The organism is Phenylobacterium sp., from assembly GCF_044236515.1.
GTDB lineage: Bacteria > Pseudomonadota > Alphaproteobacteria > Caulobacterales > Caulobacteraceae > Phenylobacterium.
In genome coordinates this window covers 1-24,542 of record NZ_JBIIGK010000035.1, presented here as the reverse complement: position 1 = coordinate 24,542, position 24,542 = coordinate 1, and the positions used below count along the sequence as shown (strand labels likewise).

Sequence of the window (24,542 nt, the reverse complement as noted above, 5' to 3'; positions counted from 1 at the left end):
CTATCCGCAAGCTCGAGAGCCATCTGCGGGGAACCTTCGCCAACGCGCGCATCACCCTGGTTCCGCGTCCGAAGCAGAAGGATTCCGCGGAGGTCTACATCGGCGAGGAATTCATCGGCGTCGTCTTCCAGGACGAGGACGAGGATGGCTCCTACATGTTCGAGATGGCCATCCTGGCCGAGGACCTTCCCTAGGCCCTCGCCGGCTCCTGGATCTTCAGCCGGGGCTTGAAGAGGCCCATCAGCGGCTTCTCCACCAATCGATAGACGACGATTCCTGCCACCAGGCCGGCGAGGATGCCGCACGTCAGGATCACGGCCGGGTGGGCCAGCCCGACCTGGGTCAGGATCCGAACCACGGCCGAGATCGCCAGGCCGTGCACGAGGTAGAGCGAGTAGGACGCATCTCCGAGCAGGCCTAACGGCCGCCAGCGGGGAACCGCGCCCGCGCGCTCCAGGCAGACGGCGCCGGTCACCAACGCCAGGGCCGGGAGGCCCCAGATCAGCAGCCGGGCGCGCTCCACGTCGACGCCGGAGACGCCGCTGACCGCCAACCCGACGAGGCCGGCGATCACCAGGCCCCAGCCGGCGCGGACGCCGGGCAGGCGGTCCTCCGCCCAGGCCTTGCCCAGCCAGATGCCGGCGGCGAACTCCAGCAAGAGCGGGTTGGTGTAGGTCGCCCAGATCGGATGCTCGACGTCGCCCAGCGGCCTCACCGCCACGAGGGCGACCAGCGCCGCGCTGACCAGCCAGGGCCGCAGCCGCTCAGGGGCCAGCAGTCCGACGGCGAACAAGGCGTAGAAGAACATCTCGTAGTTCAACGTCCATCCGGGGATCACCAGCGGCGCGATCAGCCCGGCCGGGTCGCGATAGGGGACGAACAGGAGCGACTTGGTCACCGCCTCGCCGCTGACCTGCATGGCCGGAAAGGCCGCGGGAACCATGATCGCCACCGCCGCGACCAGCAGGGTCAGGCCCCAGTACAGTGGAATGATCCGCTGCGCCCGCCGGACCAGGAACCGCGCCGGGGAGGTCGGCCTCTGGCAGGTGGTCATCCACATGATGAAACCCGAGATCACGAAGAACACGTCGACGCCAGCGGCCCCAAGGCCGAAGGCGCCGCCGGCCCGCTCGGCGGCGTGGAAGATCAGCACGCCGAACGCCGCGAAACCGCGCAGATACTGGATCGAGCGGACTTCCGCCAGCGCCCGGCGTTCGGATGTGTGCGGTGCAAGTTCGACCAAGGCGCGCCCCTTCGAAGCTCCGCCGCAACGGCGGCGAAGCTTTGGGTCCAAACGGCTCGCCGTGCGTTTGGCTCCAAAGGCTCTCCACAAGCGCCACCGTCCGGAGTCCACTGCCTCGTGAAGATCGCCTACTTCGTCCATGACCTGGCCGATCCTGCCGTCGCGCGCCGGCTCAGCATGCTGCGGGCCGGCGGGGCGGAGCCGGTGGTCCTGGGCTTCCGCCGCACCGAGGGGGCGCCGGGCGAGGTGGCGGGGGTGCGCGCCATCGACCTCGGCCGCACCTATGACGGACGCCTCGGCCACCGGGCCCGCACGACGGCGCTCGCCGCCCTCGGCGCCGGACGCTGGCGTGGCCTGTTGGCGGGCGCCGATGCGGTGATGGGCCGGACGCTGGAGGCCCTCGCCACGGCCGAGGCCGCGCGCCGGTTGGCGGGCGTGCGCGCGCCCTTGATCTATGAGTGCCTGGACATCCACCGGTTGATGCTGGGGGAGGGGCGGGCCGGCCGCACCATGCGAGCGGTGGAGCGGGCCCTGCTGCGCCGCTGCGCCCTGCTGATCGTCAGTTCCCCCGCCTTCCTGCGGGAATATTTCGAGCCGCGCCAGGGCGTCGGCCGCAGCCTGCCGATCCGCACCCTGCTCGTGGAGAACAAGGCGCTGGAGCTCTCCGGCGGCCGTCCCAGGGTACAGGCCCAGCCGCTCGGCCCGCCGTGGCGGATCGGCTGGATGGGCGCCATCCGCTGCCGGCGCAGCCTGCAGATCCTCACCGATCTCGCCGCGCGGCGGCCCGACCTCGTCGAGGTTCGGATCCACGGCCGCCCGGCCTACACCGAGTTCGATGATTTCGACGCCCAGGTCGCGCGCCTGCCGAACGTCGCCTTCCTCGGCGCCTACACGGCCGAGGATCTTCCGCGGCTCTATGGCGACGTCCACTTCAGCTGGGCCATCGACTACATGGAGGCCGGACAGAACTCCGCCTGGCTGCTCCCCAACCGGCTCTATGAGAGCGGCCGGTATGGCGCGGCCCCGATCGCCCTCTCGGACGTCGAAACCGGGCGCTATCTCGCCGCTCGGCGCATAGGGGTTCGGCTGGACGATCCTTCCGAACTTGAAGGCGTGCTGGAGCGCATGACCAACGAGGCCTGGCGGCGGCTGCGCGCCGAAATCGACGCCGTGCCGCAGGAGACGTTCGTCGCTGGCGAGGCCGACTGCCGGCGTCTGGTCAATGCGGTCGCCGGACGCGCCGCCGACGCGCAGGACGATCCGAGCCCGGCACCCCGCCTGGTCGCCTGACCTTAAGGCAAAGCTCTGTTCCGGTTGGGAATTATGGCGAGATCGCGGCACCGTAACTTTACATTCGCCTCACGCCGATTTCTGCGGAACGCATCCTCGCGCTTGCTGTTTTAGGCCCGTCACGCGGGCAGCTTCGCTTGCGGGACGCTGGTCAAAGAAGCGCGAGTTTCGCTGTCACATGCTGACGCCCCGATCCGAGCCGGCGCACGCGCCGCAACCCTGTTCGCCGGAGAGCTGGAACGATTTCCGGCTGCCAGGTGAATCGCGTTCCTTCGCGCCCGACGGCCCGCGCGTGGCGCCGCCGCCGGCGGATTTCGCGGCTCGGCGCGTGCTGATCGTGATCCCGTGCCTCAACGAGGAGCGGGTGATCGCCAAGGTCATCCAGCAGATCCTCGACGACGACGGCCTGGCCGATCCCCTGGTGCTGGTCGCCGACGGCGGCTCCACCGACGCCAGCCGCCAGATTGTCTCCGACATCGCTAAGCGCGACCACCGGGTGCGCCTGCTCGCCAATCCCGACCGCCTGCAGAGCGCGGGCGTCAACCTCGCCGCCGGCATGCTGGGCGGCGACCGGCCGTGGATGGTGCGGGTTGACGCCCACGCCGACTACCCGCCGAATTACGTCTCGACGCTGATCGCCGAGGCCCGCATGACCGGCGCCGACTCCGTCGTCGTTTCGATGGACACGCGCGGCGAGAGCGGTTTCCAGCGCGCCGTCGCGGCAGCCCAGAACTCCGTGCTCGGCACCGGCGGCTCCGCCCACCGGCTGGTCCGCGAGGGCCACTGGGTCGACCATGGCCATCACGCCCTCTTCAGCCTCGAGGCCTTCCGCTCGGTCGGCGGCTACGACGAGAGCTTCAGCCACAACGAGGACGCCGAACTCGACCTGCGCCTGACGCAGCAGGGCGGCCGCATCTGGCTGACCGACAAGGCCCGCATCGGCTACTTCCCGCGCAGCACGCCCAAGGCCCTGTGGAAGCAGTACTTCAGCTACGGTCGCGGCCGGGCGCGCACGGTGCTCAAGCACTACACGCCGCTGAAGATCCGCCAGGCGCTGCCGCTCGCGGTCGCCCCCGCGGTGGCCGCCCTCGCGCTCTCGCCGCTGTTCTGGGCCTTCGCCATCCCGGCGATGGTCTGGGCGCTGGCGGCCCTGTCCTACGGCCTGCTGCTCGGTGTGAAGCAGCGCGATGCGACCATTGCGCTGTCGGGTCCGGCGGCGATGATCATGCATCTCGGCTGGTCGGCCGGCTTCTGGGCGCAACTGATGTCGCGCAAACCCGATCCGAGGCCGCCGTCGCGCGTCGCCGCCCGGGCGGTGGCATGAACCCGATCGTCTCGGTCGTCACCGCCAACTACAACGGTGCGGCCTGGCTGGCGCCGGCGATCGCCTCCGTCCTGGGCCAAACGTTGGCCGACCTTGAGTTGATCATCGTCGACGACGCCTCGAGCGACGACAGCCTGCGGGTGATCGAGACGGCGGCCGCCGGCGACCCGCGCGTTCGCGTCATCGTCCAGGCGGCCAACGCCGGCCCGGGCGCAGCCCGCAACCGCGCGCTCGAGGCGGCCCGTGGCCACTGGATCGCCGTCTTCGATTCCGACGACCTGATGGAGCCTGGCCGGCTGGCCGAGCTCGTCGCCCGCGGTGAAGCGGACGGCGCCGACATCGTCGTCGACAACCTCTCGGTTTTTCAGAGCGGCTCGGCTGCGCCGGGACAGCCCTTCCTGGCCTGGCGCGAACCGCGCTGGATCGGCCTCGACGACTACCTCGCCTCCGCGCGGATGTACTCGAAGCGCCCGGGATTGGGCTATCTGAAGCCGTTGTTCCGCGCGTCCGCGCTCGGCGCGACGCGGTATCGCGAGGACCTGCGGATTGGCGAGGACTACGACCTCGTCGTCCGCCTGCTCACCCAAGGCCGCAGCCTGCGGTTCCTACCCGGCTCAGGCTATCGCTACCGCCGGCATGGCGGATCGATCTCGCACGCCATGCGCCGCGATCACCTCGTGCAGATGCTGGCGGCCGACGCGGCTCTTGAGGGGGTGATGATGAGCCAGCCGAAGGAGGTCCGCCGGGCCTTCGCGGCGCGCCGGCGCTCGCTGCACGCGGCCCTGGCCTACGACCACGTCATCTCCCGGCTCAAGGCCCGTGACGTGGTCGGCGGCCTCGCCGCCAGCCTGGCCACGCCGGAGATCTGGCCGCTCCTGACCATGCCGGTGACCGCGCGGCTGAAGCGCCTCGCCGCCCGCCTGACGCCTCAGGCCGCCGCCACCGCCTGATCGTCCGACTGGGCCCGGCCGAACGCCCGGGCATCGGCGATCAGTCGCCGGCGGAAGAGGCTCAGCACGCCGAGATAGACGCTCGCTCCGACCAGCACCGCGACGGCGAACTCCACGACCGGTGGAAGCGCCAGGCTCCTTACGCCGGCCACCGCGGCGGCCATCGCCGTACAACCGATCGCCGCGGGCCCTAGGCCGGCCGCCAGCCGCGTCGCGGTGGCGCCGAGCTCCCGCGCCAGGACACAGAGGTAGAGCCCGCAGACGGCGCCCATCGCCGCGGCGGCGCCGGCCGACACCGCCTGCAGCCCGAACCGAGCGCAAAGGGCGACGGCGCCGACCGTCCCAACCCCCAGCGCAAGGGACAGTTTCAGCCGGAGCGCCGACTTGCCGAGGCCCATGAGGGTCGTCGCCATGATCGAGCACAGGCAGAAGAAGAAACCGGCCGCGCACAGCAGCCGCAGCGGCACGACCGCCGCGATCCACTTGTCGCCGAGCACCAACGGCACGGCCAGGTCGGCGGTCAGCGCCAGGCCGCAGAACACCGGGGCGAGGGCGGCCGCGCCGAGCCGCAGGCCGGCGGCGGCGAGATCCTGCATCGCCGCCGGCGAGCCTTGGTGCGCCGTCCTGGCGACGGCGGTGAAGATGTAGAGGTAGAGCGGCCCGGAGATCAGCATGTCCGGCGCTCGGACCAGCTGATAGGCCATGGCGTAATAGCCGAGGGTCGTGGCGCCGAGCACGCCGCCGACGATCAGGCTGTCGAGGTTGCGGGCGGCGAAGTCGGCGAGGATAGCGCCGATGGTGTGGACGCCGAACGTCAAGAGCCGCTTGGCCTCCTCGAAGCGATAGTGGAATCGGATCGGCGTGCCGGCGCGGCTCGCCACCCAGGCCAGTTTGCAGGTCCACAGCACCAGCTGCTGGGCCACCAGGGCCCAGGCCCCCCAGCCGGCCAGGGCGGCGGCGAGGGCCGTCGCTGCGCTAGCGACGGTCGAGATCAGGTCGCCGCCGGCGAAGATCGCGAACCGCCCCTCGCGGATGATCCGGCCGTTGGCGACGGTGGTCAGGCTGTTCAGGAACAGGATCGGCGACAGGGCGGCGATCAGCAGCGGCAGGCGCGGCTGGTCCATCAGGGCGCCCATCGGCCAGGCGGCGAGGCAGCACGCCAGCGACAGCGCAAGCCCGATCGCGCCGGAGAGCCAGAAGACCGTCGTTTCCTCGTCGCGGCTGACCTCCTGCCGCCGCCCCAGCGCATAACCCATGCCGCCGTCGGCCAGGACGTTGGCCAGCAATATGAACGGCATCGCGAGAGCGACGAGGCCGTACTCCGCCGGTCCGATCAGCCGCGCCAGGATCGGCAGCATGGCGAACTGCAGGCTGAGCCGCAGGACGCTCGCTCCGGTCAGCGCCAAGGCGCCGAGCGAGGCGCGGCGGCCGCGGCCGCCGGCCCCTGGCGCCGCCTCCATGGTGGTCATGGCTCGTCCACCGCCCAGACGCGCACGATCCGCGCCTGCTGGGGCGCCCGCCAGACGCGGCGGGACAGGCGTGGAGCGCCCATGCGGGCGAACGCGGCGCCCAGGGCGGCGAAGGCCAGTACTGTCGAGAAGTAGAACGGTGCGATGCCGATGGTCTCGATCGGCGTGCGCGCGAGCTGATAAAGCAGCACGCCCACCCAGAAGGCGAGGGCAAGGTTCGGCCGGACCACGAACCGCCGCACCAGGGCGACGACGCCAATCAGGACCGTCAGGCCGATCACCACCAGGCCTAGCCAGCCCAGGGTGACAAGGATTTCCACGAAGGTGTTGTGGAAGGTGAAGCCGCCGCGGTTGTCGATGCCGAAGTAGCGCCAGAGGCCCTCGGCGTCGGTGTTTCCCTGTAGCCAGAAGGCATAGTAGCCCCGGCCGAGCAGCGGCTTTTCGTAGATCAGGTCGGCGGCCCGGTACCAGAGGTAGGTCCGGCCGGTCAGCGTCGGGTCTTTGTCGAAGGTCTGGGCCCCCCAGTCGATCAGCGCCTGGGAGAGCCAGCGATAGCTGAGCCCGACGGCGACCAGCACGATCGCCGTCATGGCCGTAAGCCAGCCACGCACTGCCTTGCCCGCCTTCAGCAAGGGCAGCAGGGCGAGGATCGCCCCGACGCCCATGCCGAGGCCGAGCAGGGCGCCGGCCGATCTCGCCGCCGTCACAGCATAAACGCCGAGCATCAGCAGCAGCACGCCGACCCCCACCCAAACCCAGGCGCGGTCGCGCAGGGCCATCAGGGTGACGCCCAGCGCCACGAGGACGCCGGTCGAGGCGATGTCGGCCAGCAGGTTCTTGCTTTCGGTCAGGCCTGAGAAGGCGCTGCCGCCGGCCCCGACCCCGATGGCCACCGTGCCGCCGCCCACCAGCGACACGCCGATGTAGACCAGGAACGCCAGGGCCATGGCCCGCAGGACCGCGCTCTGGCTGGCGGCCGACGAGATCATCAGGCCGGCGACGACGGTGATGGCGAGCTCCAACCCGTACTTCAGGGTCTCCTTCGGCGCCTCGGACCAGACGGTGGAGAAGATGGCGAGCGCCGGGATGGCGAACAGGAACGCGCGGACCGTCAGCACCCGCTCCAGGCCCCGCCGCCGCGCAAACAGATAGAGGGGCACGGTCCCGGCCACTGCCGCCGCGCCCAGCGTTCCGAGATTGGCCATGAACAACAGGGCCACGAACAGCAGGAAGGTGAAGACGCCGTCGAAGTCGAGCCTCAGGCCGGCGATGCGCAGGGCGGGCCCGTGCGGTTCCGGCTCACGGGCCTGCGCCGGCCGCGCGTTCGCCCGTCGCTGCTCGCGCCAGGCGACCGGATGCGGCGCCGGGATCTCGCCGCCACGGATGCGGGTCGGGCGGTGGGCCGGCGGGCGGGCTTCCCAGACGCTCATGGGGCGAACCTGTAGGCGCGGATGAAGTCGATCTGCAGCCGGGCGGGGAAGGGCGTGGTGGCGTCCGGCGCCCCGGCCCAGTCGCCGCCGAGCGCGATGTTGGCCAGCATGTACATCGGCTTGTGCATGTCGGCCGGCGTCGCCATCCGCTTCACCTCGCGCCCGTCGACGAACCAGACGACGTTCTCCCGCGTCCAGGCGACGGCGTAGGTGTGGAAGTCGCCGGGGCTGACCGGGATCTCCGTGCCCTCCGCTTTGACCGCGTTGGAGTGCAGGGTGACGTAGACCTTGCCCGGGTCGCCGACGCTTTCCATCACGTCGATCTCCGGCGGCCAGGACAGGTCGAGCGGCAGCAGCCAGAACGCCGGCCAGACGCCTTTGCCCCGCGGCAGCTTGGCCCGCATCTCGAAGTAGCCATAGGTCTGGGAATGCGACGGCTGGGTGGTGATCAGCCCCGAGGTGTAGCCGAACCCGCCGAGGCGGTCGGCGAGCTGGGCCGGGACCCTATCGGCGGTGATCTCCAGCACGCCGTCCTTCACGCGGAACGGGTTTAGCCCGAGCGCTTGCTCGCGCGCGTCCCTGTCGCCGTCGCCGTGCCGGCCGCGATGGCCGCGCATCTCCGGATCGACGTAGAGCTGCAGCTCCTTGTTCCACTTCAAGGTCCGCAGGTTGAAGTCGTCGTCGTGATCGTCACGTCCGTCGCGGAAGGTGGTGCGCCAAACGCCCTGGCCGTTACGGTACGGCCGGAAGCTGTCGAACTCGTCCGCGAAGGTGACCTCGAGGGCCCGTCCGTCCGGCGTGCGCGTCAGGGGCGCGGCGGCCTCCGCCGCGCTGCAGGCCGAAACCAGCAGCGCGACAGCGCCCGCCGCGGAGAGGCTCGTCCAGCGCATGGGCCTCACGCCGCGGCGATGTAGTAGTTCTTGAAGTAGCCGTAGTAGTCGCTGCTGTCGCCGTAGCCGTAGCGGGCCTGGCCCTTGACGTTGACCTTGGTCAGCAGCGCCCCAGCGACGTTCGCCCCGCACTCCTGGAGAATGTCGACCGCCGACTGCGCGGCGCGCAGCGGGGTCTTGTTCCACTGCACGAGATAGAGCACCCGGTCGGCCTTGGCGGCCAGGATGCGCGCGTCGGCAACGCCGAGGATCGGCGGGGCGTCGAGGATCACATAGTCGAAACGGTCGGCCAACTCGCGGAACACCGCGTCGGTGTCGGGATTCGAGAACAGGTCGTAAGGCACCGACTTGCCCGAGGCCGGCAGGATGAACAGGCCGGTCTTGGCGTCGTGGTACAGCGCCTCGTTCAGCGGCGCCTTGTCGAGCACGACCTCGACCAGTCCGACGTCCCGCGGCCCGATCAGCTTGGTGACGCCCCGCTGGCGCAGGTCGCAGTCCACCAGGGCGACACGCGCGCCCGACAGCGCCAGCGTGCGGGCCAGGCAGAACGAGGTCAGGCTCTTGCCTTCCCGCGGCACCGCCGAGGTGATGGCGATCAGCTTGGAGTCGTCTTGCGGCGCGCTGATCATCAGGAAGGCGCGCAGGTTGCGGAACGCCTCGGCGAACCCCGAATAGGGGTGGCTGACGAGGTACTCGGACGGCGTCGCCTCCGGCCCGCGCAGGCCCTTCGGCCGCACCGAGCGGAAGTCCGGCAACACGCCGGCGAACGGCACGCCGAGTTCGCGCTCGACGTCGGCGCGCGAGCGCAGGTGCTTGTCCCAGAACTCGGCCATCAGCACCGCCACGCCGGCCGCCAGCAGGGCCGCGAGGAAGGCGAGGGCGGCGCCGAGCTTCATGTTCGGGGACGACGGCGAGGTGGGCGTCGCGGCGAGGGCGTTGATCGAGGCGTCCGCCTGCTGGAGGCTGCCCTCGGCGGCGACTTCCTTGGCCCGGCCCAGATAGGCCTCGTAGATCGCCTTGGCCGCCTCGGCGCGCTGTTCGAGCCCGACGAGGCCGACCATGGCCTGGTTGTTCTGAGCGATGCCGCCCTGCGCCGCGCCGCGGCTGCCGAGCAGCGAGGACTCCCGGCCGGCCGCGGCCTGAGCGTCGGCCCGGAGGCTGGAGAGGATGCGGTTGATCTCGACCTGGATCTGGCCGCGGATGTCGGTCAGCTGCGCCTGGGTGCGCTTCACCTCAGGGTACTCGTCGGTGAAGTCGGTCTTCAGCTGGGCAAGCTTGGCCGACAGCTCGGCTTCGCGCTTGCGCAGCTCGCGGACGGTCTCCGAGCCAAGCGCGGCGCCGACGTCGGCCCCGGCGTTGCCGTTGCGCAGTTGCGCTTGGGCGGCCGAAAGGCGGGCGAAGCGCTCCGCCCGTTCGGCGCGGGCGATCGCCAGTTGCTGGTTGAGGGTCGAGACTTCCTGTTCGGCCATGGTCGCGCCCTGGGCGCTCATCAGACCGTGGGCGTTGCGGTACTGCTGGGCCCGCGCCTCGGCCTGCTCGGCGTCCTGGCGCATGCGCTCCAGGCTGACGCCCAGTTCGCGGTTGGCCCGCGTCACACGGGCGACCTTTTCGTCCAGCTGGGCGCGCAGATATTCGTCCATGTAGGTGTTGGCGAGCAGGGCAGCCTTCTTGGGCGAGGTCGAGCTGACTCCCGTCAGCACCACATAGGTCAGGCCCGCGCGGCGAACCCAGGTCTTGCGCATCAGGGCTTCGGCCGTGCGCTCGACCAGCATCCGGTCGGGATTGGCCACAGGCGCGGCCGGCCGCTTCAGACCGAACATGCCGGACGCCATCTGCGGGTTGAACTCAGGGTCGTTGTAGAGCCGCATCCGGCGAACGACACGCTCAGCGATGGCGCGCGAGCGCAGCACCTCGACCTGGGTGTCGACGGCGCTGGTGTCGGCGGGCAGGCCGCTCGGCTCCTGGTTTGCGCGCGCGAGGTTGGTCTGCCGCGGGTCGATCACCACCGAGCCCACGGCGGTGTAGCTCGGGGTCTGCATGGCGAACACCGCCAGCACGACGACGAAGATCGCAGCGGCGACGCCCAGCGCCAGTTTCGCCCGCTGCATCAGGATGCCGAACAGCTGGCGCAGGTGCATGCGCTCGGGCTCGGCGGGCCGGTATCCGCTCGTCGGATAGGCCGGCAACTCCGGGGCGATCGGGACGACGTTGTTCATGAACGACCTGCTCTAGTGCTCGTCAGGCGGCCGGCGCGACCAATCGCCAAGCCGTCTTCGGTTCTCGGAAAATCCAGCGCTGCAATAATTCCAACCTCTGCCGGCGGTTCCGGCGGAAGGTGGGGATGAAGGGTCACCAGGGCCGCAGCAGCATGCCGAGGAGGCCGAAGCCGCCCTGGAAGTTCTGCATGAAGTTCTTGGCCCCGGACATGTCGACCACGACGATGTCGTTGCCGTAGACCTGTGGGTCCTCGGACCGACCGGTGCGGATCTGCGACAGGTCGTAGAAGGCGCTGTGGCGCTTGCCGCCGACGGTCCGGAAGATGGCCACACGCTTGACGTTGGCCAGTTTCGGGTCAGGGCCGCGGGCCAGCGAGACCGCCTGCAACAGCGTCGTCGGACCGGCCAGCGGATAGACTCCGGGCTGCACCACCGCGCCGTCCACCGTCACCTTCTGGCTCTGAGCCTCTTTGACGGTGACGATCACCTTCGGGTCCTTCATGTAGTTCTTGCGCAGCAGGCCTTCGATGTCGGTCGACAGCTCGGCCGGGGTGCGCCCGCCGGCCTGAACCTGACCGACCAGCGGCAGGAGGATCTTGCCGCCGGAATCGACCTGCACCTCGCGCTTCAGCTCCTCGATGCCGAAGACGTTCACCTCGATCTTGTCCTGGGCGCCGATGCGGTAATCGGCGGCCGAGGCGCTGATCAGGGCGGCGGAATCGGGCGGTGGGAGGCTCGGGGCCGACAGCGCCGGTACGGCGCTGCATGCCAGGGCGAATGCCGCGACGGCGGCGATGGCGGGCAGGGGCCTGCGCATGTGGTTGGACTCCGGAATCGCGACCAGACGATTTGCGGCGTGACCCAACGCTTCGCCGCCCGTCGTCAACACGTACCGGCCCAGCATGTTCCCCGCGGGGACCACTTTCGGTGTCAGTAGAGTTGGAGTTCGCGCATGCCCGTCAGGCGTGCGACCGCCCCGGCATGCAGGGCTCCGCGGACCAGCCAGCGGTGGCGGCGCGCGGGCCAGGGCAGGCTCGCCGCCGCCCCGGCCAGGCACGCCCCGCCCTTGGCGCCCGCCAGGCCGATCTGAGCGAGCTTGCCGAGGCCACGCGCGCGGGTCGCCAGCCGCGCCCCGTGGGTCTGTCCGGTTCGGAAACTGCGGGTCAGCAGCCATTTCAGCGACGCGCGGCCAGGCGGCACCGGCTCATAGGCGACCGCGTCCGGTGCATAGCCGATCGTCCCGCCGGCGTCGGTCAGCCGGTAGAAGAAGTCGTCGTCCTCACCCCCCTGGCGCCCACGGGCCAGGTCGAAGCGCAGGCCGCGCGCCTCGACGGCGCGGCGGCGGATCAGCACGTTGCCGGCGTAACCCTTCAGGATGCGACCACGGACCGGCGCGGGCGCCGTCGAGTGGAAGTCTCCGGTCGACAGCCACGCCGGGGCGTCCGGGCCATAGACCGCCCTCACGGGCCCCAGCACCGCATCCCAGCCGCCGCGCGTCGCCTCGGCCAGCAGGGCGGCGAGCCAGCCGGCGCTCGCGGTTTCGTCGTCGTCGAGAAATGCCAGGAACTCGCCCCGCGCCGCATCCAGGCAGGCGTTGCGGGCCAGCGAGATGTTCCGCGCCGGCGCATGCACGTAGACCAGGTCGAGGTTATGCGCCTGCGCCGCGGCCCGGATGCGCCCTTCGGCCTCGGGCGTCTCGTCGTTGTCGGCGACGATGACCCGAACCGTCACGCCGGCGGGCAGGTCCTGCGCGCCGACAGAGGCGAGCGTCTCCGCCACGGCGGGCCGGCGAAAGGTGCAGATGGCGATATCCACTTCCAAGACGCAGACCCCGCTTTGACCTGCCGGAAATGACCCAAGGCCAAGCTGGTTCCGCGGCGACGGCTGTCGGGCGTTGCGTTTCGGGTTGGCTGGGTTGATGCGTAACAACATCAAGAGACCCCGAGATGCGGGGCCAGGGGGAAACGGATGAACAGGCGCGAAGTCTTCGTCGGCGGCGCTTTGCTCGGGCTCGGGCTGGGCACCGGCGTAGCGGCTCAGGAATTTTTCAAGCCGATGGCCGCGCGGGCCGCCGATCCACTCCTGAACGGCGCAGACATCCTGGTGACCAACGCCCGGATCATGACCCTCGACCCGGGTGGCCGGATCGCCCAGGCCGCCCTGGTGCGCAAGGGCAAGATCGTCGCCGTCGGCTCGCATGCCGAGCTGCGCGGCCAGGCTCGCGGCGTGCAGGAGTTCGACGCCGGCGGCCGCACGGTCATCCCGGGCTTTGTCGACAACCACTGCCACGTCGAGGATTCCTGCGTCGTCGGCGACCACCAGCCGACGCTCCGCGGCACGCCGACCATCGCCCAGATGATCGACAAGGTCCGCGCTCGCGCCGCCACCGTCCCGAAGGGCGAATGGGTGCTGATGCAGGCCTCTGCGGCCGACTTCCCCAACGGCGTCGCCGAGAAGCGGTGGCTGAGCCGCGAGGACCTCGACAAGGCGACCGTGGACCATCCGGTGATGGTGGTCCTGGGCATCCACGCCTCGATCATGAACACCCGGGCCTGGAAAGAGACCGGCTATTGGGATCCGAACAACGACCGCAATGTGAAGTGGAAGGGCGACGGCCACCCCCGCATGGGCAGCGTCATTCACCGCGACGCCGAGGGTCGGCCGGTCGGCCTGGCCACCGAGGTCTGGGACTTCCGCCCGGGCTACACGGTCGAGCAGTACAAGCAGTCGATGCGGAACCACTTCAAGGAGTGGTTCCTGTCCAAGGGTCTGACGTCGATCACCACGCTGCAGGACACCGCGCCGAACGAGTTACTGGCGCTGCAGGAGCTGCAGCAGGAAGGTGGTCTGCCGGCCCGCCTGCGGGTCTATCCGATCGCTCCGCACGCCATCGGCGTGAAGGACCTGCGCAAGGTCGGCTGGCGCACCGGGTTCGGCGACGACATGTTCCGCTATGGCGGCGTGAAGTTCTTCGTCGATGGCATCGGCACGGACTTCATGGGTAAGCAGGTCTATGACCCGAAGTGGACGCTGGCAGGGTTGACCGAAGCGCTGACGGACTGCCAGCGCGGCGGCATCCAGACCATCATGCACGTGGTAACCGAGCAGGGCTGGGCCCTGACCCTCGACGCCCTGGAGGCGGCCAAGAAGGCGGCGCCGGGCGAGCTGAAGCACCGGATCGACCACTTGACCTCGACCGACGACGCGGTCATCGAGCGAGCGCGCCGGCTGGGCGTCGTCTGCGGCATCACCGCGCCGCGCACGCGGCCGGGCTCGGCGCCGGGCGGCGGGGCTTATGGCCGCCGGCACCGCTACAGGACGCTGGCCGCCAAGAAGATGATGATTTCGGTGCTCGACGCCGCCGGCCCGGGCGGCATGTACCACCCGATGCAGGGCGTCGCGAACATCATCTTCGAGCAGTCGCAGGGCGGCTCGGCGCCGGCCGGCGAGGCCCTGACGCTGGAGCAGGCGTTCCGCTCGTGGACCCTGTGGGCCGCCGAGGCCAATTTCGAGGGTCACCAGAAGGGCTCGATCGAGGTCGGCAAGTTCGGCGACTTCACGGTCCTGTCGGAGGACCCGGCCGGCAAGCCGGCCGCCGATGTCTACAACATCACGACGCCGGTCACGATCATGGGCGGAAACGTCGTCTACGGCGGCTGAAAACGAGATCAGGGAGCTTCAGATGAGCAACGAAACGATCGACGAGGGCCGCCGCCTGCTTTTGGCCGGGGCGACCGTGTCGGCGGGCATGGCGGCCGCGGCGCCGGCCGCGGCCCAAGGCGCCGGGCTCTCGGATTTCCGGGTGCTCGACCCGGTGCGCACCGAACTTGTGATGAATCTGGTGGTCACCTGCTCGGCGCCGGAGAAGATGGGGCCGCAGGACAATGCGCCCGACGGGCGCCGCGGCAGCCTGTGGCCGATCATCGGCGGACGGTTCGAAGGGCCGAACATCCGCGGCACGGTGATCCCGGGCGGCGGCGATTTCCCGGTCTCGCGTCCCGACGGCGTGGTGATCATTGACGCCCTCTACCGGCTGAAGACCGACGACGGCTACCAGATCATCATCCACAACAAGGGCCTGGCGCTCGGCCAGGGCAAGTATCGCCTGCTGCCGCAGTTCGTCGTGGCGGGCGAAAAGTACGCCTGGCTGAACAAGGGCGTGTTCGTCTCGACCCTGATCGCCGGCCGAGCGATGCCGGACTCCATGCGGCTCGCCAAGGGGCCGAACGAGAACGATCGGCTGATTCAGGTCCATCGGATCGTTTGACCGGGCGGCGCCGGAGCCTGCTTGCGGCAAGCTCCGGACGGCTCAGAAGATCCAGCCGGCCGGTAACGACGACAGCTGGACGTTGGCCAGCACCAGCTGCGCCTCTCCGACCGCGACGATCACGTCGGAACCCGACTGGCTCGCCGTATAGGTCGCGCCGGCCAGAAGCTGCACCCGATCCCCGTCTGCGACGCTGAAATCGGTGACCCGGTCGACGCCCGCCTCGGCGAAGATGTGGAAGATGTCGGCGCCGGCCCCGCCGGTCAGGGTGTCGGTCCCCCGGTCGCCGGAGATCCAGTCGTCGCCGACGTCGCCACGCACCAGGTCGTCGTTCTGGCCGCCGCGCACCACGTCGTTGCCGTCCCCGCCGTAACAGGTGTCGGCGCCGATGTTGCCCAGCACGACATCGTCGCCCTGGTCGCCGAACAGCAGGTCGTTGTCCTTGCCGCCGACCACCCAATCGGGGCCTAGGCCTCCCGAGACGGTGTCGTTGCCCATGTTGCCGTGGGTGTCGTCGAACCCGGGACCCCCGGCGATGCGGTCGTCGCCCTCGTCGCCGCGCAGGATGTCGTCACCGCCGCCGCCGAACAGCACGTCGGCGCCTGCGCCGCCGCTCATCGACTCGCCGTCCGCGTCGCCCATCAAGCTGTCGGCGCCGGCTCCGCCGGTCTGGGTCGCGCCGCCGTCAGCGCCAAGCAGGGTCGTGAACCGCTCGATCGATCCCCCGGCCCGCTGGATCAACAGGTCCATCCGACCGTCGGCGTTCAGGTCCCCCGGCGCCAGCCGATCCAGCACGCTCAGGCTGGGCAGAAGCCCGGGCGCCGCCGTGAACCGGCCGGTTCCGTCGTTCAGCAGGATCGCGCCGTCCTGGGTCACGCCGCCGCTCAGCACGATGTCCATGGCGCCGTCGCCGTTGAGGTCGGCCAGCGGCGCGCGGTAGATCCAGGTCGAGACCCCCGGTGCGCTGGCCGTCCCGCCGTTCGGCAGCCGCTGCGCCGTCTCGTCGACGAAGACGCCGCCGCCCTGGTTCATCAGGATCCGCAGCGCTCCGCGGGTGAAGCCGCCCTCGGCGATGGTCAGCACCAGGTCGAGCCGGCCGTCGCCGTTGAGGTCTGCGCTCGCCGCGTCGACCACGAAATGCGCGCCGGCGATCGGGTAGGTCATGCCGCCGGGGATCGCGAAGCGGCCGGCGCCGTCGTTCAGCAGGATCTTGGAATCGCCGTCGCCGCCCAGGAAGAGGTCGGCGGCGCCGTCGCCGTTGGCGTCGAACAGCACCGCGGCGGCATAGCGGCCGTTCGCCGGGTCGGCGACCAGCGCCGGCAATCGGGTCTGGTCGATGCTGAAGCCGCCCGTCCCGTCGTTGAGCAGCACGTAGGGGCCGCGCTGGCCTAGGTCGCCGACCACCAGGTCGACGTCGCCGTCGCGGTCGATATCGGCGGCCGCCGCGGTCGGCGTATAGTCGCTCAGCGCCGGCATCCGCGCCGTAGCGTCGCTCCATGCCCCGCCGCCGGAAAGGATCAGGGTGTTGGGACGGCCCGGATAGGGCGCGGCGTCATAGCCGGTGTCGGCCAGGAACATGTCCGGCCGGCCGTCACCGTTGAAGTCGGACAGCACCGCCTGGCGGGCGTTGACCATGCGCGGCGCGCCGCCGGGGAACATGGCCGCCGTTCCATCCGTAAAGCCGCCCGAACCGTCCCCGAGCAGAACGCGGGGCGCGAGCGCGCGGTCCTCGAGTGGAAAGGCCTGATAGGTCAGGATCGCATCGGCGTGGCCGTCGCCGTTGACGTCGGCCAGCATGAACTCCCGGACGACCGCCTCGCCGGTCCCGGCGGGCCGGCTGAAGGCGTGATCCGACGAACGGAAAACGGACATCTTGGCAGCTCCATCGAAAGCCTGCCGAAAACGCCTGTCTACAGCTCAGGTTTCCGTCAGCCGAAGATCCAGCCTGCGGGCAGGGCGGATAGCTGCACATTGGCCAGCACCAGCTGGGCCTCGCCGACCGTGACGATCACGTCCGCACCGGATTGGGCGGCGCTGTAGGTTGCGCCCGGCAGCAGTTGTACGCGGTCGCCCTCGGCGATGCTGAAATCGGTCACCCGATCCGCCCCGGCCTCGGCAAAGGTGTGGAAGATGTCGGCGCCCGAGCCGCCGGTCAGGGTGTCGGTTCCTCGGTCGCCGGACAGCCAGTCGTTGCCCTCGCGGCCCAGGACCTGATCGTCGCCCTGGCCGCCGCGGACGACGTCGGCGCCTTCGCCGCCGTCGGTCCAGTCGTCGCCCATGTTGCCGAGGACGACGTCGTCGCCGGTTTCGCCATAGAGGGCGTCGTTGTCCTTGCCGCCGACAACCCAATCGGGGCCCAGCCCGCCGAACACGGTGTCGGACCCCATGTTGCCGTGCAGATCGTCGAACCCGTCGCCGCCGACCAGGCGGTCGTTGCCCTCCTCGCCGCGCAGGTAGTCGTTTAGGCCCGAGCCCATGATGGTGTCGTTGCCGGCGCCAGCCAGGATGCGGGTCGCCTCCGGCGAGGCGTGCAGGCTGTCGTCGCCCGGCGTCGCGGCGCTCGACGGCGGGGCGGAGGCGTTCATGATCGTATAGAGCTGCTGGCCGCCGGGCCCGGAGGCGATCAGGTCCCCGGACGCCGTCACGCCGATCAGGTCGCCCGTGATCTCCCGCACAGGGCCGTACCAGCCGGGCACGTCGCCGCCATAGGCGAACTCGTCGTAGGCGCGCGCCATCGTCCGGCCGTCGGGCGCGTCCCAGCTGGCGGCGAATCCGCCGTATTCCGTCGCCACGAAGCGTACGTCGCCGCTGACCGGGCCGAGTTCCTGGCGCGTGAAGGTCTGGCGCGCCGGGTCGAAGACCATGGCCCAGGCCGCGCGGCCCGCGCCGTCGGGCATGTAGTAGGCGAACACCACTTTGCCGGTGGTCAGCCACGTGCCCGTGCCGGTGAACTGGGAGACCGAACCGGCCATCAGCGTCGTCGCGGCGCCGATCGCGCCGTTGTTGGCCGCCGCGCCGAACACCGCGCCAGCATCCTCCCAGATGACGAACGACTTGCCGGGCCCCGCCGTCGCAGGACGCGAAGCGTGGATCGAGATGCTCGCCGAACTGACCGCGCCGCTGCCGTCCTGGAAGTTCACCGGGCTGTGGGCCTGGCCGGACGTCGGTCCTCCGACCGCCCGAAGGGCGCCGACCGGCGCCTCCGGCGTCTCATGCACGACCTGGGTCGAGCCGTCGGCCAGGGCGTAGGCGCGGACGTAGTCCACCTTCATGCTGGTCGGGAACATCGAGGCGTCCGGCGTCCCGCCCCAGCCGCCGATGGCGAGGTTAAGGATCATGCCCATGGGCTGGGTCCAGTTCGCCGGAGTCGGCCCCTGCAGGACCGCGACGCCGTCGTAGTAGAAGGTCACCGTCTGCGGCGTCCACAGCATGCCGTAGGTGTGCATGCCCGCGGATTCCAGCTTCAGCGTGTCGTCGTACTGGGTGTCGCCGGCGCCGAGCGCGCGCCGGTAGTCGATGTCCGGCGTCAGGGCCAGGCCTTCGAAGATGTCGGCCTCGACCTCCGGCACGTACGGATGGGTCATCATCCAGAAGGCGGGCCACGAGCCGATGGCCGTCGGCATCTCCGCCCGCACTTCGAAATAGCCGTACTTCTGCTCGAACATGCCGAGCGTGTTGAGCATGCCGGACGAATAGTCCCGGTTCCACGCCGCATAGGCCTTGTCGTCCGGGATCGGGGCGGCGGTGATCGTCAGGACGCCGCCGGCGACGGAGAACGGATTGATGTCGAGGTCCGCTTCGCCGCGGCCCTGGAAGCCCGGCTTGGCGTAGACCTGCGCCTCGCCGTTGGTGACCAGGGTGTAGGCCCACTGGTCCTTCAGGTTGCCGCCGAAGTCGGCCCGCCAGATCCCGGTCTGCAGCGACGGGTCGAGGATCTGCAGCGAGTTGAAGTCGTCGGAGAACGTCAGGGCGCCGAGCTTCGAGGTGTCGAGCGGGAGCAGGAACTGCTTGTCACTGATGGTCGAGAGCAGCTCGTCGCGCAGGATCAGCCGCTCGCCGTTGGCGAACCGCAGGACGACGTCGGCGCCTTCCTGGGTCATCGCCTGGCGGATCTGCGCCGCACTGGTGAAGCCGTAGCCGTGCAGCTGCAGTTGGCTGTTGCCGTTCCAATTGTAGATGACGTCCGATCCCTCGCCGGCCCGCATGACGAAGGTGGTCTTCTGGGTCGCTGCGCCCACCATCACGTCGTCGCCGCCGGCGCCGTAGATCCAGTGGGTGGCGTCGTCGACGGTGATCAGGTTCCCGAGGTCGTTGCCGACCGCATAGTTGTAGGCCCCGTTGATCACCAGGTTCTCGACGTTCGCGGCGAGCTTCAGGTCGGTCCAGCCGATCATGGTGTCGGTCCCGCCGCCGGCTTGCTCGACGACGCGATCCTTCGGGCTGGTGATCCAGTGGCGGTTGTCCGAGCTGTTGCCGATCAGTGTGTCGCCGCCGCCCTCGCCCGAAAGGGACGAATTGCCGGCCGCGGCGGTGATGGTCTCGTTGCCGGCCGCGGTGCCCGCAACGCGCGCCTGCTCTGGCGCGCTCTCGCGCATCGCCTCTCCACGGGCGTTGAAATAGGTCACTTCGGAAGCCTCCAGCGTATGCGGGCTGCACAACACGCAGGGGCGGTGGAAGGTTCACCGTGGCGGCTCGGCGGCCAAATGGCGGGAATGTGACGAAATGATGTGCAACCCATTGGGCGGGCCGTGCTTTTCATTTCCGGTCAGAGTGCAGGGGTGACGACATGTATGAGCCACGTTCCTTCGCCTACTCGCTGCGGCAGGGCGAAAGCGGTTGGAGCTGGAGCGTCTATGACGAGGATGGTGTGACGGTCGCTCGCGGGGCCGACGCCAGCCGCGACGAAGCTCAGGCCGCGGTCGACCGAACCTTGCGTCATGCCCCGTCGCTCCGGGAGAGCGCCTCGGCCTGACCCCCGGCCCTCGCTTGCACTTCACGCACACTGAAAACCCGCCCGCTCCAGGCAGCAGGCGGGTTTTTCGTGCGTGCGGCCCCGCTGTCACGGAAGAATTGAAGCCGCGGCGCCACAGCGGAAATTTTCTCCAAGCTTGACTGCGGAACCCGTTACCGTGGCCGTGGGTTCTTCGGCCTGTTCCTGGCGGGGAGTGGCTTCGCCAGACAGCTTCCGAAGATCCGATGTCTGAATTTGTCTATGCTGAACGGGCTCTCCCGAGAGCCTCGCGACCCATACAGATCGGCTCGCTCGACGAACCGCTGACCCAGGCGATGAATATGGCCGTCGCACTCCTGGCCATCGTCTTCCTGGCGCCGGTGATGATCGCCGTGGCGATCGCGGTCTTCGCCCAGGACGGCGGCCCGATCCTTTTCGCCCATCGCCGGCTCGGCCGCGGCGGACGCTCGTTCTACTGCCTGAAGTTCCGCAGCATGGCCGTCGACGCCGAACAACGGCTGCAGACCCTCCTGGCCTCCGATCCGGAGGCCCGCGCCGAGTGGGAGAAGGACCACAAGCTGCGCAACGATCCTCGCGTCACCGCGCTCGGCGAGTTCCTGCGCAAGACCAGCCTCGACGAGCTGCCGCAGCTCTTCAACGTGCTGCGCGGTGAGATGAGCCTCGTCGGGCCCCGGCCGATCGTCGACGCCGAAATCCCGAAATACGGCCGCCGCTTCCGCAACTATTGCGCGGTCAAGCCCGGCATCACCGGCCTGTGGCAGGTCAGCGGCCGCAACGACACCACCTATCGCGCCCGTGTGGCGATGGACTGCGTCTACGCCGCCCGGCGCAACCTAATGCTGGACGCCAAGGTGCTGGCCCTCACCGTGCCGGCGGTTCTCGCCCGCAGGGGATCGTACTGATACCCTGCGCTCGATGATCGCAAAGCCTGGCGAGGATCGCGTCGACCCACGTCGACGTCCGATCCAGACGCTCCTTAAGCGCGTCGAGAGCCGAACCCTCGTTATCCTGGGGGCCGCCGCCGGCGGTCTCTGGGCGTTTCTGGAACTCGGCGACGACGTGGGGGAGGGCGACACCCGCGCCTTCGACCGCAATGTCCTGCTGGCGTTTCGCGACCCGGCCGATCTCAACGACCCGCTCGGCCCGCGCACCTTCGAGGAGGCGATGCGCGATGTCACCGCCCTGGGCGGCTTCACCGTCCTGACCCTGGTGACGGTGGTGGCGGTCCTGGCCTTCCTCTTCCACCGCAAGCGCCTGCACGCCGCCGTGTTGGTAGGCGCGGTGCTCAGCGCCCAGTTGGTCAGCGACATCGCCAAGTCGTTCTACGACCGCCCGCGGCCCGACCTCGTCGCTCACGGCTCCTACGTCTATTCGGCCAGCTTCCCGAGCGGCCACTCGATGCTGTCGGCGACCACTTACCTGACGCTCGCCATGCTTATCTCGAGCCTCGAGCCGACCCGGGCGACCAAGGTGCTGGCCTACGTGCTCGCGGCCCTCATCGTCGTCAGCGTCGGCCTGAGCCGCGTCTATCTCGGCGTCCATTGGCCGAGCGACGTGATCGGAGGGTGGGCGCTTGGCGCGGCCTGGAGCCTGCTGGCCTGGATCGTCCTTCTGAAGCTCGGCTCGCGGCCGACCCCGCCCCGCGCCTAGGCCAGGGAGGCCGCCACCGCCTTCGCCGCCGCCAGGCCGGTATCGTAGGAGCTGCTTACCGAGCTCGTTTGCACGCCGGCCCAGTAGAGGACCTCGCCGACCGGCTCGTACATCGCCCGCCCGACGCCGTAGCCATAGGCGCCGAGCGCGAACGGGTCGTTGGCCCAGTCGTGGGTCGCCGCCTTGCGGTAGCGCAGGTCCTTATCGCCGGCCACCAGCCGCACCTGTTCCAGGCTGGCGTCGAAACGCTGCGCCGTGGGGACCTTCCAGAGTTCGGTCGCCGCCGCGCCGGTCGACCAGTTGACCCACACCTCACCCTTGTAGCCGGGCGTCCCCATGGCGCTGTTCCACATGCTGCGCGGGTTGTGCATGTAGATCGCAGCCTGGTCCGGGGTCTCGCCGCGGTAGCGCACCACCGGCCGGTCGAACTCCAACACCGATTTGAAGACCGGCAGGTACTTCACGCGCTCGAAGTTGCGGATCTTGGTGTCGGGCAGCGGCGGGTTGAACCGCACCGCGCCCGACTTCAGGACCCCGGCCGGCAGGGTGACGACGCAGCGCTTGGCCTTGAAGGTCCCGCGCGAGGTTTCGATCTCGACACCGACGATCGAGTGATCGATCTGCCGGACCACGGTCTGCAGCCGAACGTCCACCCCACGCTTCAGCGGCCCAAGGATCAGGTCGTAGCCGCCGATGATCCGCCAGTCGCCCTTGCTCAGCACCGGATCGTTCGGATCGGGCAGGCGGACGGGCTTATACTGCGAAGGATCGTCGGTTACGCGGATGCAGTAGGCCAGGGTCTCCAGCAGCTCCGTCCCGGCCGCCTGGTTCGACAGCGGCTCGGTGTCGATCGCCAGTCGGTGGACATCGATCGGCCAGTTCTCCGGCGGCAGGCCGAGCGCCAGCAGGTAGGCCTGCGCGGTCTGGCCCGAGGCGGGCGCCGGCAGCGGCAGCGTGAGGCCGGTCGGCTTGCCCTTCGGGAACTGCAGATGGCCGATCACGTCGCGCGTTTGCCAGGGGTCGGAAGGGTTCACCTTGCGGATGTATTTGGTGAACATCCGCGCTTTCAGGCCCTCCTGCTGCACCAGCTTCCAGGTCGAGGCGTGCGGTCCGCCGTGGACCAGCTCGCAGCCGAGGTCGATCGGAACCGACATCCGCGTGCGGTCCGTCCACATCCGCCCGCCTATCCGGTCGCGGGCCTCCAGCACCACGACCGTCTTGCCCGCCTTGACCAGCTCGCTGGCAGTGGTCAGGCCAGCGACGCCGGCGCCGATGACGATGACGTCCCAGGTCTGCTCCTCGGCCCGGGCGGCGGTGGCCCCCAGCGCCAGCGAGCCGGCGACGAAGGCGCGGCGATCGAACAGTCCCATGGGCTTCATGCTCTCGAGGGTCAGGCGCGCGTCGCGCCGGGTCGGTGGGTGGCGAGCAGCAGCGCGGCCACGACCAGGCCGGCCAGCATGGCGATCAGCGCCGTCTGGTAGCTCCCGGTCAGGTCGAACATCCGGCCGGCGAGGATCGGTCCGCCGAACAGCACAGCCAGGTAGAAGAAGTACCAGACGCCGAACAGGTCGTTGAAGCTGGGCGCTCCGAACCGCCGCTGCAGGTGCGCCACAAGGCAGGTGTCGAAGCCGCCGACCGCCAGGCCGAAGGCGCCGGCCGCCAGCAGCATCAGCGGGACGCTGGGCTGATCCAGCAGCAGCAGGAAGCCGCCCGCGCCGATGGCCAGCAGGACGAGCTCGATCGTCATGGTGACGGCAAAACCCAGCCGGTCGCTCATCGTGCCCATGGCGAGCGCGCCGACCATCGCCGCGCCGGCCGTCAGGCTGACCGCCATCGCCGCCGCGCCGGCCCCCAGGCCGCCCCCTTCGACCAGCGCCGCCTCGTTGCCGAGCAGGGCGCCGTAGGTGAAGCTGCCGAGCGCCGTGATCGCCGCGAGCGACCAGAAGGCCCAGGTCCGCAGCGCCCGCAGGGCTGCAGCCTTGTCGTCGACGACCGCCGCCTCGGCGGGCCCAGCCTCTAAGGCGAGTTCTTCCTCCGTCGGCTTGCCGCCGCCCAACAGCCACATGGCCGGCAGCGACAGCGCCGCGATCAGCGCCGCCATGATCAGGCAGGCCGACCGCCAGCCGACGCCGTCGATCAGATACTGCGTCAGTGGCGCGATCGTCAGGCCGCCGAAGTGCCAGCCGGCGTAGCAGATGGCGATCGCCAGGCCGAACCGCCGGCGGAACCAGGCGGACGCCTGGGCCGTGACGCCGGCCATCATCATGATCTTGCCGACGCCCATCAGGCCGCGCAGCACGTACATGACGCTCAGGGAGTCGGTGAAGCTGACGAGGGCCAAGCAAACGGTCTCAAGCACCACCCCGGCGCAAACCACGCGCACCGCGCCGAACCGCTCGATGGCCCGCCCGCCGAGCGGGGTAAGGGGCGCCGCCAGCCAGAATACCGACACCAGGCCGGCCGTCGCCGCCCGGCTCCACCCGAACTCCTCGCTGAGCGGCGGGACCATCAGCGAGAAGCCATAGAGGCCGCCGCCGTAGACCATCATGCCGGTGACAAACAACGCCGCCAGCACCCACCAGCCGCGATAGACGCCCGTCAGCCCCGCCATGAACCCCCCTTTATCGCTGTCTCCCGGGTCTCAGCCTCGGCCTCAGCCGAGGTGGATCCAGGTCGTCTTGATGTCGGTATACTTGTCGATGGCGTGCAGGGATTTGTCCCGACCGAAACCTGACTGCTTGAATCCGCCGAACGGCGAGGAAATGTCGCCGTGGTCGAAGCAGTTGACCCACACCACGCCGGCCTTCAGCGCCTCGGAAGCCTTGAAGACGGTGTTGATGT

General features: G+C 69.8%; 21 protein-coding genes. 9 read left to right on the top strand and 12 right to left on the bottom strand.

Features of this window, described 5'->3' with window-relative positions; translation table 11 throughout:
• The first annotated feature begins 2 nt into the window (after positions 1–2).
• Entirely contained in the window at positions 3–194 is a 192-nt protein-coding gene (locus ACILRF_RS05940) for a DUF3126 family protein (RefSeq protein ID WP_395671354.1), read from the top strand.
• Here the strand turns inward: ACILRF_RS05940 and ACILRF_RS05935 are convergent.
• Positions 191–1,243, bottom strand: a complete 1,053-nt coding sequence (locus tag ACILRF_RS05935; RefSeq protein ID WP_395671353.1) for an acyltransferase family protein — start codon at positions 1,241–1,243, stop codon at positions 191–193. The genes ACILRF_RS05940 and ACILRF_RS05935 overlap by 4 nt on opposite strands.
• 117 nt (positions 1,244–1,360) lie before the next feature.
• On the opposite strand from ACILRF_RS05935, the gene ACILRF_RS05930 reads away from it, so the two are divergent.
• The 3 genes from ACILRF_RS05930 to ACILRF_RS05920 all read left to right on the top strand — a co-directional run bounded on the left by ACILRF_RS05930 (position 1,361) and on the right by ACILRF_RS05920 (position 4,807).
• Positions 1,361–2,533: a glycosyl transferase family 1 gene (locus ACILRF_RS05930; protein ID WP_395671352.1), complete on the top strand. Its 1,173-nt coding sequence runs from the start codon at positions 1,361–1,363 to the stop codon at positions 2,531–2,533.
• A gap of 328 nt (positions 2,534–2,861) precedes the next feature.
• Complete coding sequence (locus ACILRF_RS05925; RefSeq protein ID WP_395671351.1) at positions 2,862–3,857, top strand: glycosyltransferase family 2 protein; 996 nt, start codon at positions 2,862–2,864, stop codon at positions 3,855–3,857.
• Positions 3,854–4,807 carry a glycosyltransferase family 2 protein gene (locus tag ACILRF_RS05920; protein ID WP_395671350.1) on the top strand — a complete coding sequence of 318 codons (954 nt, stop codon included), beginning with the start codon at positions 3,854–3,856 and terminating at the stop codon, positions 4,805–4,807. Before ACILRF_RS05925 ends, ACILRF_RS05920 begins: the two co-directional genes overlap by 4 nt.
• On the opposite strand, the gene ACILRF_RS05915 is transcribed toward ACILRF_RS05920, so the two are convergent.
• From ACILRF_RS05915 to ACILRF_RS05890, 6 genes are all read right to left on the bottom strand, one after another.
• Positions 4,786–6,276 carry an oligosaccharide flippase family protein gene (locus ACILRF_RS05915; protein ID WP_395671349.1) on the bottom strand — a complete coding sequence of 497 codons (1,491 nt, stop codon included), beginning with the start codon at positions 6,274–6,276 and terminating at the stop codon, positions 4,786–4,788. The two genes, ACILRF_RS05920 and ACILRF_RS05915, sit on opposite strands and share 22 nt — an antisense overlap.
• On the bottom strand, positions 6,273–7,706 hold the full coding sequence (locus tag ACILRF_RS05910; protein WP_395671348.1) for an O-antigen ligase family protein: 1,434 nt from the start codon (positions 7,704–7,706) through the stop codon (positions 6,273–6,275). Before ACILRF_RS05910 ends, ACILRF_RS05915 begins: the two co-directional genes overlap by 4 nt.
• The gene (locus ACILRF_RS05905) at positions 7,703–8,596 is read right to left on the bottom strand and encodes a glycoside hydrolase family 16 protein (RefSeq protein WP_395671347.1); all 894 of its coding nucleotides are present in this window, start codon (positions 8,594–8,596) and stop codon (positions 7,703–7,705) included. The genes ACILRF_RS05910 and ACILRF_RS05905 overlap by 4 nt, the downstream gene beginning before the upstream one ends.
• A gap of 5 nt (positions 8,597–8,601) precedes the next feature.
• Complete coding sequence (locus ACILRF_RS05900; RefSeq protein ID WP_395671346.1) at positions 8,602–10,812, bottom strand: GumC family protein; 2,211 nt, start codon at positions 10,810–10,812, stop codon at positions 8,602–8,604.
• A 133-nt stretch (positions 10,813–10,945) separates the two neighbouring features.
• On the bottom strand, positions 10,946–11,629 hold the full coding sequence (locus tag ACILRF_RS05895; protein WP_395671345.1) for a polysaccharide biosynthesis/export family protein: 684 nt from the start codon (positions 11,627–11,629) through the stop codon (positions 10,946–10,948).
• Positions 11,630–11,742: 113 nt separating this feature from the next.
• A complete protein-coding gene (locus ACILRF_RS05890) occupies positions 11,743–12,627 on the bottom strand; it encodes a glycosyltransferase (RefSeq protein ID WP_395671355.1) in 885 nt (294 codons plus the stop codon).
• A gap of 153 nt (positions 12,628–12,780) precedes the next feature.
• Between ACILRF_RS05890 and ACILRF_RS05885 the strand changes: the two genes are divergently transcribed.
• Together ACILRF_RS05885 and ACILRF_RS05880 are read left to right on the top strand one after the other, a co-directional pair.
• Positions 12,781–14,472 (top strand): amidohydrolase, encoded by a 1,692-nt coding sequence (locus ACILRF_RS05885; RefSeq protein WP_395671344.1) that lies wholly within the window; start codon positions 12,781–12,783, stop codon positions 14,470–14,472.
• Positions 14,473–14,494: 22 nt separating this feature from the next.
• Positions 14,495–15,079 carry a DUF3237 domain-containing protein gene (locus ACILRF_RS05880; RefSeq protein WP_395671343.1) on the top strand — a complete coding sequence of 195 codons (585 nt, stop codon included), beginning with the start codon at positions 14,495–14,497 and terminating at the stop codon, positions 15,077–15,079.
• A gap of 42 nt (positions 15,080–15,121) precedes the next feature.
• Here the strand turns inward: ACILRF_RS05880 and ACILRF_RS05875 are convergent, their stop codons facing one another.
• On the bottom strand, positions 15,122–16,951 hold the full coding sequence (locus ACILRF_RS05875; protein WP_395671342.1) for an FG-GAP-like repeat-containing protein: 1,830 nt from the start codon (positions 16,949–16,951) through the stop codon (positions 15,122–15,124).
• Positions 16,952–17,007: 56 nt separating this feature from the next.
• Positions 17,008–19,704, bottom strand: coding sequence for a family 16 glycosylhydrolase (locus ACILRF_RS05870; RefSeq protein WP_395671341.1), 2,697 nt, complete (start codon positions 19,702–19,704; stop codon positions 17,008–17,010).
• Between the two features lie 161 nt (positions 19,705–19,865).
• On the opposite strand from ACILRF_RS05870, the gene ACILRF_RS05865 reads away from it, so the two are divergent.
• The 3 genes from ACILRF_RS05865 to ACILRF_RS05855 all read left to right on the top strand — a co-directional run bounded on the left by ACILRF_RS05865 (position 19,866) and on the right by ACILRF_RS05855 (position 21,701).
• On the top strand, positions 19,866–20,051 hold the full coding sequence (locus tag ACILRF_RS05865; protein ID WP_395671340.1) for a hypothetical protein: 186 nt from the start codon (positions 19,866–19,868) through the stop codon (positions 20,049–20,051).
• A 320-nt stretch (positions 20,052–20,371) separates the two neighbouring features.
• Complete coding sequence (locus ACILRF_RS05860) at positions 20,372–20,953, top strand: sugar transferase (protein ID WP_395671339.1); 582 nt, start codon at positions 20,372–20,374, stop codon at positions 20,951–20,953.
• 13 nt (positions 20,954–20,966) lie between these two features.
• Positions 20,967–21,701 (top strand): phosphatase PAP2 family protein, encoded by a 735-nt coding sequence (locus tag ACILRF_RS05855; protein ID WP_395671338.1) that lies wholly within the window; start codon positions 20,967–20,969, stop codon positions 21,699–21,701.
• Here ACILRF_RS05855 and ACILRF_RS05850 read toward each other — a convergent pair.
• The 3 genes from ACILRF_RS05850 to ACILRF_RS05840 form a co-directional block, all read right to left on the bottom strand.
• On the bottom strand, positions 21,698–23,071 hold the full coding sequence (locus ACILRF_RS05850; RefSeq protein WP_395671337.1) for a flavin monoamine oxidase family protein: 1,374 nt from the start codon (positions 23,069–23,071) through the stop codon (positions 21,698–21,700). The genes ACILRF_RS05855 and ACILRF_RS05850 overlap by 4 nt on opposite strands.
• Before the next feature lie 20 nt (positions 23,072–23,091).
• The gene (locus tag ACILRF_RS05845; RefSeq protein ID WP_395671336.1) at positions 23,092–24,312 is read right to left on the bottom strand and encodes an MFS transporter; all 1,221 of its coding nucleotides are present in this window, start codon (positions 24,310–24,312) and stop codon (positions 23,092–23,094) included.
• A 42-nt stretch (positions 24,313–24,354) separates the two neighbouring features.
• A partial coding sequence (locus tag ACILRF_RS05840; RefSeq protein WP_395671335.1) for an aldehyde dehydrogenase family protein occupies positions 24,355–24,542 on the bottom strand: 188 nt, incomplete at its 5' end.